We start from the raw sequence: 12226 nt of genomic DNA on the forward strand, positions 1-12226 counted from the left end.
GTTCCTGTTCCTCGACAGCTCAGAAACCTAGACAGAGAACGGCGTGCGCCGCTCAAGCCGCGCTCAACCACCCACACATCCGTCACAAGAGCCGGTTATCCCCTCGAATGGGAGGTTTCGGCTGGGGACGGGAGGTTCGGGCCGGCGGCGGGAGGTTCAGGCCGGGGCCTACGTCGTTGGGGGCCGGCGGCCGGAGATTGGGGATGGTGCGGGCCCGGGGTCAGGGGGTGGTGGGGACGGGGGTTAGGTGGCAGGCGACTTCGGTGGGGTTGGTTGCGGGGAGGATGGAGAGGGTCGCGGTTCGGCAGGCGTCGACGCCTTTGCCGGCGGCGAGTAGGTGACAGCGGGGGTGGAAGCGGCAGCCGGTGGGGATTCGGGTCGGGTCGGGTGGCTCGCCGGTGAGGACGATGCGTTCCGGGGACTCCGGCAGGACCGACAGCAACGCCTGTGTGTAGGGGTGTTGCGGGTTCGTCAGGACTTCCTCGGTCGCGCCGGACTCGACGATGCGGCCGAGGTACATGACCGCGACCCGGTCGGCGATGTTCCAGGCCAGGCCGAGGTCGTGGGTGACGACCAGCGCGCCAAGACCGAGCTCGTCCCGCAACCGCAGCAGCAACGCGAGGATCTCACCCCGCACCGACGCATCCAGCGACGCAACGGGCTCATCGGCAATCAGGAACTTCGGGCTCAACGCCAACGCACCCGCGATCACCACGCGCTGCCGCTGACCGCCCGACAGCTCGTGCGGGTACCGCAGGAAGAACCGTTCGGGCGGCCGCAGCCCAGCGCGCGACAGCGCCGAGGCGACCACTGCCTCCTCGTCGGGCAGCCCGTGGATCCGCGGCCCCTCGGCCACGGCCTCGTAGACCGTCTGCCGAGGGTTCAGCGACCCCATCGGATCCTGCAGCACCAACTGCACTTGCCGGCGGAACGCGCGGAGGCGGCGACCCGTGTAGCTCAGCGGCGTACCGTCGTACGAGATCTGGCCGGAGGTCGGCCGTTCGAGGCCGAGCAGGGTCCGGGCGAGCGTGGTCTTGCCACAGCCGGACTCGCCGACCAGCGCGACGATCTCACCGGCGCCGACGGACAGGTTGACCCCGTCCACGGCCCGCGCCCGCCGGCCGCCGCGACCGTTGAACTCGACCTTGACCTCAGTTGCCTCTAGCAAGTTCCCTCCCCCACCAGGACGCAGGCTGCCGTACGCCCGGAGCCGGCCGGACGCAGGTCGACAGCAACGGTCGAACATGTCTCCAGCGCCACCGGGCAGCGCGGATGGAACGTGCACCCGCCCGGCAACTGCTGGGGATCCGGCGGATCGCCGGCCAGCCCACGCGGAGCGAGCCGCGACGCCGGATCGCCGACTGTCGGGAACGCCGCCGCGAGCGCCTGGCTGTACGGGTGCTGGAAGTCCCCGGACGACGGACCTGCCTCGACGAGCCGTCCGGCGTACATCACTGCCAGCCGGTCGCATACGTCGGCGAGCACCGACAGGTCGTGCGAGATCATCAGCAGCGAGATGTCGTGCTCGGCGATCAACTGCCGGATCAGCGTCAGCACCTGCGCCTGGACCATCAGGTCGAGCGCGGTGGTCGGCTCGTCCGCGATGATCAGCCGCGGCGAGCAGGCGAGCGCCATCGCGATCATCACTCGTTGCCGTTGGCCACCACTGAGCTCGTGCGGGTAACTCCGCTCCCGCCAGGCCGGGAGCCCGACCTGCTCCAGCAACTCCCGCACCCGAGCACGGGCCTGATCCCCCGAGGCCAACCGGTGCACCAGCAGCGGTTCGGCGATCTGATCCCCGATCCGCTGCACCGGGTTCAGCCCATGCTGCGCCCCCTGGAACACGATCGACGCCGCGGACCACCGGACCGCCCGCAGCCGGCCCCATTTCATCGCCAGGATGTCTTCACCGTCGAGCATCACGCGCCCGCCGAGACGCGCCGATCGAGGCAGCAACCGCAGCAGGGCCATCGCGACGGATGACTTCCCGGATCCCGACTCACCCGCCAGCCCGACGGCCTCACCGGCCGCCAAGGACAGCGACACCCCGCGTACGGCGGGAACGTCGCCGGATGCGATCCGATAGGTCACGGACAGGTCGTCCAGTTCGAGCAGAGTCATCACGCCGCCCTCGTCCGCAGCCGGGGATTGAGCACACTCTCCAGCGCCCGCCCGCAGAGCGTGAACGCCATCACCACGATCACGATGCACAGACCCGGCACCAGGATGTACCACCACGCACCCGCGGTCGCCGCACCCCAGTCGTAGGACCCGCGCAGCATCGTGCCCCACGAGGTCTTGTTCGCACTCACCCCGAGGAACGCGAGCGTCGACTCGGTGACGATCGCGCTGGCCACCTCGAGCGTCGTACTTGCCAGCAGCAACGGTGCGACGTTCGGCAGTACGTGCCGGGTGGTGATGTGCCAGTGGCCGGCGCCGAGGGCGAGCGACCGCTCGATGTACGGGCGTGCCTCGACCGCGAGGGTCTGGGCCCGGATCAACCGGGCCGTGGACGGCCAGGACGTCACCCCGATCGCGACGATGATGGTCGCCGTACTGCCGCCGAGAATCGCCGCCAGCACCAGCGCGGTGACCAGCGACGGCAGCACCAGGAACCAGTCGGTGATCCGCAGGATGATCGCCCCGAGCCAGCCGCGGAAGTGCCCGGCCGCGATGCCGAGGACGGTCCCGATCACCATGCTCAGCAGGGCCGCGAGGAAACCGATCAGCAGCGAGGTCCGCGAACCCCACCAGATCATCAGCAGCACCGAGCGCCCGGACTCGTCGGTCCCGAGCGGGTAGTCGAGGCTCGGCGGCGCCATCTTCTCGCCGGTCCCGCTGACCACGTTGGTCACGCCGGAGTCGATGAACAGCGGCGCGATCAACGCAAGCACCACCGCCAGCACGAGGATGGCGAGCCCGGCCACACCGGCCCGGTACGTCCGGAAGTCGGCCCAGAACCGTTTGAACGCCCGCTGCCGGCGCATCCACGCAACGTTACTCATCCACGTCCTCGCTTCGCTCCGGGCGCGGATGAGGCACGAGTACGCTGTGTTTGATGATGAACTCGCTTCGCTCGTTCATGCCGACCTCACTCGCGGATCGAGAACGTGGTAGACCACGTCGGCCAGCGTGTTCATCACGATCACCGACACCGTGATCAGCAGGAACGTGCCCTGCATCAAGGTGAAGTCCGGCACCCGGATCGCCTCGTAGAACAGCTGCCCGAGCCCCGGCCAGCTGAAGATCGCCTCGACCGTCACCGCACCTCCGACCACGAACCCGATCCGCATGAACACCAGCGTCACGGTCGGCAGCAACGCGTTCGGTACGGCGTGCTTCCGCCGGATGTCGTCGTCCCGGAGCCCCTTCGCGCGTGCCGTGGTGATGTAGTCCTGCCCGACCTCGTCGAGCACAGACGACCGCATCACCAGCAGGTACTGCGCGTAGACGACAGCGACCATGGTCAGACAGGGCAGCACCATGTGCTGCGCGACGTCGAGCACGTACGCGAACCCGTCCGGCGCGTCCACGCTCGAGCTCCCCCGGGTCGGGAACACCCCGGGAATCGGCCCGACCCCGGCCGCGAACACCATCAGCAGCAGCAGTCCGAGCCAGAACGTCGGCACCGACCACAGCACCAGCGAGATCGCGGTCGAAAACTTGTCGAACCGGCTGCCCGGTTTCCAGCCCGCCCGCGCGCCCTGCCAGATCCCGAGGCTGACCGCCATCACCAGCGCGGTCCCGGTGAGCAGCAGCGTCGACCCGATCCGCTCCCCGATCAGGTCCAGCACCGGGCGCTTGTACTCGTACGACGTACCGAGGTCGAACTGCAGCGTCTGCTTGACGAACTGCAGGAACTGCTCCGGCAACGACTTGTCCAGGCCGAGCCGGGCCCGTTCGAGGTCGAGCTGCTCCGGCGTCATGTTCCGGCCCTGCGCGAGCGCCCGGACCGGGTCACCCGGCAGCAGCCGAAACAGGAAGAACGTCGCGACGATCACCATTGCGATGCTGAACAGCGCCCCGCCCGCCTTGGTCGCCGCGTACCGCAGCAGACCGTGGCGGGCCGGGGCCTCGTCCAGGACCTGGACGGCCGGTTGACCGACGGTCATTCGCGCTCGTCGGCGGCACCCTGGCGGCGCCGCATCACGAAGAACCCACCGACCGCGAGTACGGCGGCGCCGCCCGCGACCCCACCGATCACCCCGGCGCTCGAACCACCCTCGTCCGCCGAGGCGGCGTCCGTCGTCACGGCCTCCAGCGTGTAGAACGGCCAGTAGCCGCTACCGCCGTACAGCAGGCCCTTGTCCTCCGGGATCGGCGTCACCTTGGCGATCCGGTCCTTGCGGTAGCCCTCGAGGTTGTTCGGGTAGTACAGCGCGATCACCGGCGCGTCGGTGTAGAGGCGCTCCTCCATCTTCTTGATGATGTCGGCGCGCTTCGGCCGGTCGAGCTCCTTCTGCTGCTGCTTGTAGAGGTCCTCGTACTGCGGGTCGCAGTAGAACGACTCGGTGCCGCCGCCGGTGCCGGCCGCGGTCGGCCGCCGGCTGCACAGGTGCGTCGCCAGCACCTCCTCCGGGTCCGGGTTCACCGACCAGCCGCTGATCGCGATGTCGAACAGCGCGGTCGTCCCGGTCTCCTCGGTGAACTTGCTGGAGTCGAGCCGCTTGGTGGTCAGCGTGATGCCGATCTCCTTGAACCACCCGGTCAGGTACTCCGACAGCTTGTCCTCGATCGGGGTGTCGGTGTGGATGCTGAACCGGAACGCCAGCTTCTTCGACCCGTCCGGCATCGTCCGGATGCCGTCGGCGCCCTTCTTGTACCCGGCGTCGTCCAGGATCTTGTTGGCCTTGGCAACGTCGTACGTCACCTTCTTGTCGCCCTCGGCCTGCCAGAAGAAGTCCTTGTACATCGGCGGCACGATCGAGCCGTCGGCCGGGACCGCGAGGCCGTTCTGCACCTCGTCGACCAGCTTCTGCTTGTCGATCGCGTAGTGCAGCGCCTGCCGGACCAGCGGGTCCTTCAGCGCCGGGTGCCCGTCGCCGATCGGCTTGTTGTCGCTGGTCGTCGCGCCGTGGTTGATCTGCAGGTACGTCGCCCGCCGGCCGGCCGTGTTCCACTGCACGATGTTGTCGTCACCCTTGAGCGAGTCGAAGTCCGGCGGCGCGAGCCGGCCGATCAGGTCGATGTCGCCCTTCTTCAGGCCGACGATCGCGGCGGCCGGGTTGTCGTAGAAGATCATCTGCAGCTGGTCGATCTTCGGGGCGCCACGCCAGTAGTTCGGGTTCGCCTCGAGCTTCACGTACTGGTCCTTCTTGTGCTCGACCGCGATGTACGGGCCGCTGCCGACCGCCGGGTAGACGTCGGCCTCGTACTTCGAGATGTCCGAGACCTTCTCCCAGACGTGCTTGGGCATGATCGGGACCGGGTTGTCCAGCATCGAGGCCTGCGGGGCCTTCAGCTTGATGGTCAGCTCCTGGCCGCTCGCGCTGACGCTGGCGAAGTTCTCCACCGCCGGTCCGTTGCCGGTCTTGGCGCCGTCGTCGGTCATCATCTTGTTGAACGTCCAGGCCGCGTCCGCCGCGGTCACCGGCTGCCCGTCCGACCACTTCGTCTCCCGGATCTTGAAGGTCCAGGTCAGCCCGTCCGGCGACGTCGTCCAGGACTCTGCCAGGTCCGGGCTCGGCTGCAGGGTCTTGGAGTCGGGCACGGTCAGGAAGCCGTACATCCACCGCTGCAGCGAGCCGGACACCAACCGGACCGCCAGGAACGGGTTCATCGAGTCGACCGCCTGGGTGACCCCGACCCGGATCACCTTCTCCGACGGTTCGGCCGCCTGCGCCGCCGTCCCGGGTAACACCAGCAGTGCAATGGCAGCCGCAGCCGCCAGGACCTTCCTCATCCGCCCCACGCACCTTCCGCCCTAGTCCGTTTGGGGAAGAAACCACACCAGCAAGCGTTCTCCTGTCAACGAGTTACGGACATTTGTCACTGCTTTGTTTCCGAACGTAGTCATAATTTTCCACTTGACTACACAATCGTGTAGTAGGTGCGGTGAGTGGCGTGCAGCCTGGGCTGTACGACGCGGGCGCCTGCGGAGCACGCAGAGGCCGACCACACCACCCACTGGATGCGCAGCACGCGTGGGCTGGACACGTCCCACCGTCTTGACTACACGATCGTGTAGTAATTTGCTGTTGTGTGTAGCGAGAGGACTTGACATGGATCGACCAGCAGATGACCTGACCGCCCGCGCCCGAATCCGCGACGCGGCGATGAAGTTGTTCACCGAGCGCGGGATCGAGGGCGCCTCGATCCGCGACATCGCGGCCGAGGCGGGGGTCTCGTCCGGGCTGGTCCGGCACCACTTCGGCTCCAAGCAGGCTTTGCGCGAGGCCTGTGACCGGTACGCCAAGGAGCGGATGCTGCAAATTGGCGAGGAGCTCGTGTACCAGGGCGGCGCGGCGCAGACCGACGTCAGCGCGATGCACCCGATCACGATGCCGCTGCAGACGTACCTGGTGCGCTCGATGATGGACGGCTCGGAGACCGCGACCGCGCTGTTCCTGGAGATGGTCGACGCCGGCGAGGAGTTCACCAAGACCCTGCCCACCGACCCCAGCGACCGGCGGGCGTACGCCGCCGTGCTGGCGGCGATGAAGATGGGCGTCTTCGTGCTCCGCGACCAGGTCTCGAAGGCGATCGGCGAGGACATCGCCGGTCCCTCCGGCTACGCCCGGCTCACCAAGGCCATGCTCGACATCTTCACGATCCCGGTGATGACGCCGGAGCAGGCCGAACAACTACGGAAATACTCAGAGGAGCACTGACAAGCAATGACCGCTGCGATCAGCACCGACGGGCTGGTCAAGACCTTCGGGCGCACCCGCGCCCTGGACGGCCTGGACCTCACGGTCCGCACCGGCGAGGTGCACGGCTTCCTGGGCCCGAACGGCGCCGGGAAGACCACCACGATCCGGATTCTGCTCGGCCTGACCCGCGCATCCTCGGGCAGTGCGCGGCTCCTGGACGGCGACCCGTGGTCGGACGCGACCGAGCTGCACCGGCGGCTGGCCAACGTGCCCGGCGACGTGACGCTGTGGCCGACCCTGTCCGGCGGCGAGGCGATCGACCTGCTCGGCCGGATGCGCGGCGGCGTCGACCAGAAGCGCAAGGCAGAGCTGCTCGAGCGCTTCGACCTGGATCCGCGGAAGAAGGCCCGGACGTACTCGAAGGGCAACCGCCAGAAGGTCGCGCTGGTCGCCGCGTTCGCCTCCGACGTCGAGCTGCTGCTGCTCGACGAGCCGACCTCCGGGCTGGACCCGTTGATGGAGGAGGTGTTCCGCGAGGTCGTGCAGGAGGTGAGCGACCGCGACGGCCGGACGGTCCTGCTGTCCAGCCACATCCTGTCCGAGGTCGAGGCGCTCTGCGACCGGGTCACCATCATCCGGGCCGGCCGCGCGGTCGAGAGCGGCACGCTGTCCGAGCTGCGCCACCTGACGCGTACGTCGATCAAGGCGGAGCTCGTCGGCCCGATGGACGGCCTGGCGCAGCTGACCGGCGTCCACGACGTACGGGTCGAGGACGGCCAGGTCCGGTTCGACGTCGACACCGACGAGATCAACCCGGTGCTGAAGCGGCTGACCGACATCGGCGTACGGAGCCTCGTCAGTCAGCCGCCGACGCTGGAGGAGCTGTTCCTGCGGCTGTACGAGCCGGAGGGATCACGATGAAGACCCTGGCCGGCACCGGCGGCCTGATCCGGCTGATCCTGCGCCGCGACCGCATCGTGCTGCCGATCTGGCTCATCCTGATCATCGGCATCCCGATCAGCTACGTCGGATCCTTCGACGAGCTGTTCCCGACCGCCGAGTCCCGGCTCCAGTACGCGAGCAACGCCGGCTTCGTCACCCTGTACGGCGAGCTGCACGGCACCAGCCTGGGCGAGTTCCTCACCTGGCGACTCGGGTTCGTCCCGGTGATGGTCGGCCTGATCAGCCTGCTGACGGTGATCCGGCACACGCGGGTCGAGGAGGAGACCGGCCGCGCCGAGCTGCTCGGCTCGAGTGTCGTCGGCAGGCACGCCGGCCTCGCGGCCGCTCTGGTGACCACGTTCCTCGCAAACCTGCTGCTCGCCGTACTGCTTGCCTTGGGCATGAACAGCCAGGGTCTACCGCTCGCCGGATCGTTTGCCTTGGGCCTCGAGTTCGCCTGTGTCGGTTGGCTCTTCGGAGGGGTTGGAGCCATCGCCGCGCAACTGACCGCGAGCGCAAGCACGGCGCGTGGGATCGCGCTCAGCGTGCTCGGCGCGGCGTACGTACTGCGTGCCGCCGGTGACACGAGTGCGCACTCAGACGGCCCACTGGCATGGTTGTCGTACCTGTCACCCATCGGCTGGGCACAACGCATCCGCCCGTACGGCGACAACCGCTGGTGGCTCGTCGTCGTGGTGCTCGCGGTGTCCGTCGTACTCGTGGCCGTTGCCGTCCAACTGCAGTCCCGGCGAGACGTCGGCGCCGGCCTGTTGGCGGACCGGCTGGGTCCGGCCGACGGTGCGCCGAGTCTGAGCTCGCCGCTGGCGCTTGCATGGCGTCTGCACCGCGGTCTGCTGATCGCGTGGACGTCCGGGTTCGCCGTACTCGGCGTGCTGTTCGGCGGAGTGGCCGAAGGGGTCGGCGACCTGATGCGGGACGACTCGGGTGTGCAGGAGGTGTTCGCGCGGCTTGGTGGCGCGGCCGGATTGATCGACTCGTACTTCGCCGGCGTGATGGCGATCGTCGGGCTGATCGCCTCGGCGTACGCCGTCCAGGCGACACTGCGGCTGCGTACCGAGGAGATGAGCGGGCGCGCCGAGCCGGTGCTCGTGACGCGTGTTGGACGACTGCAGTGGGCCGCGAGTCACTTGCTCTTCGGCCTGCTCGGGCCGGCGGTGACGTTGCTGGTCGCAGGGCTGGGTGCCGGCTTGGCGTACGGCGCAGCGATCGGTGACGTCGGCGGGCAGGTGCCGCGGCTGATCGGTGCTGCACTCGTGCAACTGCCGGCGGTCTGGGTGCTGGCCGCGATCACGATCGCGTTGTTCGGCCTGTTCCCGCGATGGTCCGCGGTTGCCTGGGTTCCGCCGTCGATCTGTCTGGTGATCGTGATGACGACGACCGGGACCGAGTTGTCCAAGTGGGTCAAGGACATCTCGCCGTTCAGCCATCTTCCGCAACTGCCCGGCGGCTCGGTGTCGGCCGCTCCGGTGATCACGCTGGTCGCGATCGCCGTTGTAGTCGGCGCGGTCGGCCTGGTCGGGCTGCGGCGGCGGGACATGCCGGTCGGCTGATCAGCGGCGGGCGTTGCGGGACCACGCGAACGCGAACACCCCGAAGGCGGCGATTCCGATCGCCAGCACCGACAGCAGGACGGAGCCGAAGGGCTGCTCCTTGATGGTGTGGAGGGCGGCGTCCAGGCCGCCCGCCTTCTCCGGGTCGTAGTCGATCGCTGCCCAGCCGAACAGGGCTCCCGCGACGATGAACGCGATCCCCTTGGCGGCGTACCCGATCCGGCCGAGCAGCACGGTCACCTCGGAGACGCCGCCGACCAGATCCTCCATGAACTTGACCGTGATCGCCTTGTAGATCTGGTGTCCGCCGATCCCGATGATCACCAGCCCGATGACCACGATCAGTGCCCGGCCGGCGCCGTACTCCATCAGCCGGGCGCTGATCGTCTTCTGCTCGCCACTGCTCGAGCCGCCGGACCCGACGGCGACCTTGATCGCCAGGAACCCCAGGCCGAGGTAGACCAGGCCTCGTCCGACGGCGGAGATCTTCTTCGAGGTCTTCAACGATCCGTAGGTGAGTTGCAGGCCTTGCCAGATCACCAGCGCGAACAGGCCGATCGCGACCGCCCAGAGCAGTACGCCGCCGAGCGGTTTGCCGGCCAACTCCTCCAAGGCTCCTTGTTGCGAGGCTTCCTGGTCGGACTTGCCCAGGGCGAGTTGCAGGGCGACCCAGGCGATCAACAGGTGGACGACGCCGTACGCGATGAGGCCGACGGTGATCGCGACGTCGTACGCGCGGCTTTGGCGGGTTTGCTGAGCGGTACTCACCCACCTCTAGTGCCCACGACTATGCAGAAACCGGCGCCGTCGCCTCACGGTCGGCCTCGTCGATGTCGCCGTACTCGCCCGCGCGGAAGGCGCGTCGGCCGAGGATCCAGACGTAGAGGACGAAGCCGATCTCGACCAGTACGCCGACGCCGACCCGGACCGCGGTCGGCAGGCCGGACGGCGTGACGAAGCCCTCGATGATGCCGGTGACCAGCAGGATCGCGGCCAGGCCGATCGCCATCCCGATGGTGGCGCGGCCAGTTTGAGCAAGCGCTTGCATGCGGGTTCGCGGACCCGGGACGATCCAGGACCAGCCGAGTCGCAGACCGGCCGCGGCCGCGACGAAGACCGCGGTCAGCTCGAGCAGGCCGTGCGGGGTGATCAGGCCGAAGAAGACATTCGCGCGATCGTGTCCGATCATCAGGCCGGCGTTGACGCCCAGGTTCAGCGCGTTGTCCCAGAGGATGAAGATCGACGGGATCAGCAGGATGCCGAGTGCGAGCACGGCGGCGCTGATGGTGGCGTTGTTGATCCAGACCTGGAAGGCGAAATCCTGAGCCGGGTTCTCCGAGTAGTAGGCGGCGAACTCGTTGTCGACCAACTCCTGGACCTGCGCCGAGGTGGCGAACGAGTCCACCACCTCCGGGTGCGCGATGATCCGCCAGGCGGCCCAGGCTGCGACCAGGTAGAAGAGCAGGCCGATGGTGAGCCACCAGCGTCTGGATGCGTAGAGCGCGGCCGGGAAGCTCACGAGGAAGTACTTGGAGATGTCACGCCAAACAGGAGCGTGCGCACCGGTGACGGCACCACGTGCGTCGGCGATGAGGCCGGAGAGGCGACCGATGGACACCGGGTCCGCACCGGCTGCCCTGAGCGCGGCCAGGTGAGTGCCGACGCGCTGGTAGAGGGTGACGAGTTCCTCGGCCTCTGCACCGGTCAGCCGGCGCTGACGGCGCGTCAGGTACGCCAGCCGGTCCCACTGCGCCTGGTGCACGGACACGAACGCCTCGACGTCCACAGTGGCCCCTCCTCCCGGTTCTGGCTCCCCGCGCTGGCAGACTAGCCGGAACTGGTGTCTCGGCAGGAGGGGGGCGACGACGAAGTGTCTCAGCTGGTCACGGGCGAGGCGGTCGTCCTTCAGGTGCGGATCGCACGGATGCCGACCCGGGCGCTGGCGTGCGCGATCGACGTGATCCTGCAGGGCGTCGTACTCGGGGTGCTGATCTCGCTGCTGACCGGGTTTCTGATCGGCGGCGAGGCCAGTGAGGCGCTGGCGGTGGCGCTGATCTTCCTCGTCGTCCTGGTCGTCGTGGTCGGCTACCGGGTGGTGATGGAGACGCTGACCCGCGGCCGGACGCTCGGCAAGATGGTGCTCGGGCTCAAGGTGGTCCGCGACGACGGCAGCTCGATCCGGTTCCGGCACGCGCTGGTGCGGACGCTGATGTGGTGCTTCGTCGACTTCGCGCCCTGGTTCGCGGCCTGCCCCGGCATCGTGGCGAGCCTGATGAACAAGCAGGGCAAGCGGATCGGCGACATGGTCGCGGGCACCGTGGTGATCCGCGAACGGCACCAGCCGATGGCGTCGCCGCCGCTGTTCGTGCCGGGGCATCTGGTGCAGTGGGCGCAGTCGCTGGAGTTGTCGCGGCTGTCTGATGAGCTGGCCAATGCTTCGCGGGAGTACCTGGCGCGGTACACCGAGTTGTTGCCGGGGGCTCGGGATGCGATCGGTGATGCGCTGGCCTATCGGGTCAGTCAGGTGACTGCGCCGGTGCCGCCGGTGCCTATGGTCGCGCCGGCGTTTCTGTCCGCAGTGCTGGCTGAGCGTCGGCGGCGCGAGCTGAACCGGCTCGCAGTGCCTCGAGCGGCTGTCAACACCGGTCCGTTTGGGCCGTACGCCGTACCTGCCGGGCAGGCTGGGCCGTACGCCGTGCCTGCTGGGCCGTATGCCGTGCCTGCTGGGCCGTTTGCTGCGCCGAGTCCGTACGGCGCGTTGCCGCCGGCGCCGCCTGCTGGTGTGCCTGCGCCTGGGCCTTTCCCGGCGCCAGCTCCGGTTGCGCCGTACCGGCCTGCTGCGGTCAATCCGCAGGGGTGGGCGGCACCGGGCAGCAACGAGTCTGGACAGTGGTTCTAGTC

At 68.5% G+C, this 12226-nt stretch carries 11 protein-coding genes; 4 read left to right on the forward strand and 7 right to left on the reverse strand.

Going from position 1 to position 12226, the window contains the following annotated elements; genetic code table 11:
* Window positions 1-220: 220 nt before the first annotated feature.
* The 5 genes from AB0H36_RS14245 to AB0H36_RS14265 form a co-directional block, all read right to left on the reverse strand.
* Window positions 221-1168: an ABC transporter ATP-binding protein gene (locus tag AB0H36_RS14245; protein ID WP_360521646.1), complete on the reverse strand. Its 948-nt coding sequence runs from the start codon at window positions 1166-1168 to the stop codon at window positions 221-223.
* Window positions 1162-2121 (reverse strand): ABC transporter ATP-binding protein, encoded by a 960-nt coding sequence (locus AB0H36_RS14250; RefSeq protein ID WP_360521649.1) that lies wholly within the window; start codon window positions 2119-2121, stop codon window positions 1162-1164. The genes AB0H36_RS14245 and AB0H36_RS14250 overlap by 7 nt, the downstream gene beginning before the upstream one ends.
* Entirely contained in the window at window positions 2121-3005 is an 885-nt protein-coding gene (locus tag AB0H36_RS14255; RefSeq protein ID WP_360521652.1) for an ABC transporter permease, read from the reverse strand. The genes AB0H36_RS14250 and AB0H36_RS14255 overlap by 1 nt, the downstream gene beginning before the upstream one ends.
* A gap of 75 nt (window positions 3006-3080) precedes the next feature.
* Window positions 3081-4112, reverse strand: coding sequence for an ABC transporter permease (locus tag AB0H36_RS14260; RefSeq protein WP_360521655.1), 1032 nt, complete (start codon window positions 4110-4112; stop codon window positions 3081-3083).
* Complete coding sequence (locus tag AB0H36_RS14265) at window positions 4109-5902, reverse strand: ABC transporter substrate-binding protein (protein WP_360521658.1); 1794 nt, start codon at window positions 5900-5902, stop codon at window positions 4109-4111. Before AB0H36_RS14265 ends, AB0H36_RS14260 begins: the two co-directional genes overlap by 4 nt.
* 319 nt (window positions 5903-6221) lie before the next feature.
* On the opposite strand from AB0H36_RS14265, the gene AB0H36_RS14270 reads away from it, so the two are divergent.
* Genes AB0H36_RS14270 through AB0H36_RS14280 form a run of 3 tightly spaced genes read left to right on the forward strand, consistent with a single transcriptional unit; the run spans window position 6222 to window position 9325 of the window.
* A complete protein-coding gene (locus AB0H36_RS14270) occupies window positions 6222-6830 on the forward strand; it encodes a TetR family transcriptional regulator (protein WP_360521661.1) in 609 nt (202 codons plus the stop codon).
* 6 nt (window positions 6831-6836) lie between these two features.
* A complete protein-coding gene (locus AB0H36_RS14275) occupies window positions 6837-7733 on the forward strand; it encodes an ABC transporter ATP-binding protein (protein WP_360521664.1) in 897 nt (298 codons plus the stop codon).
* A complete protein-coding gene (locus AB0H36_RS14280) occupies window positions 7730-9325 on the forward strand; it encodes an ABC transporter permease (RefSeq protein WP_360521667.1) in 1596 nt (531 codons plus the stop codon). Before AB0H36_RS14275 ends, AB0H36_RS14280 begins: the two co-directional genes overlap by 4 nt.
* On the opposite strand, the gene AB0H36_RS14285 is transcribed toward AB0H36_RS14280, so the two are convergent.
* A complete protein-coding gene (locus AB0H36_RS14285) occupies window positions 9326-10093 on the reverse strand; it encodes a DUF1206 domain-containing protein (protein ID WP_360521670.1) in 768 nt (255 codons plus the stop codon).
* Between the two features lie 19 nt (window positions 10094-10112).
* Window positions 10113-11111: a stage II sporulation protein M gene (locus AB0H36_RS14290; RefSeq protein WP_360521673.1), complete on the reverse strand. Its 999-nt coding sequence runs from the start codon at window positions 11109-11111 to the stop codon at window positions 10113-10115.
* A 54-nt stretch (window positions 11112-11165) separates the two neighbouring features.
* Here AB0H36_RS14290 and AB0H36_RS14295 point away from each other — a divergent pair, with 54 nt between their 5' ends.
* Window positions 11166-12224 (forward strand): RDD family protein, encoded by a 1059-nt coding sequence (locus AB0H36_RS14295; RefSeq protein WP_360521676.1) that lies wholly within the window; start codon window positions 11166-11168, stop codon window positions 12222-12224.
* The last annotated feature ends 2 nt before the right edge of the window (window positions 12225-12226 follow it).

The organism is Kribbella sp. NPDC050820, assembly GCF_040653975.1.
Taxonomy (GTDB): domain Bacteria; phylum Actinomycetota; class Actinomycetes; order Propionibacteriales; family Kribbellaceae; genus Kribbella.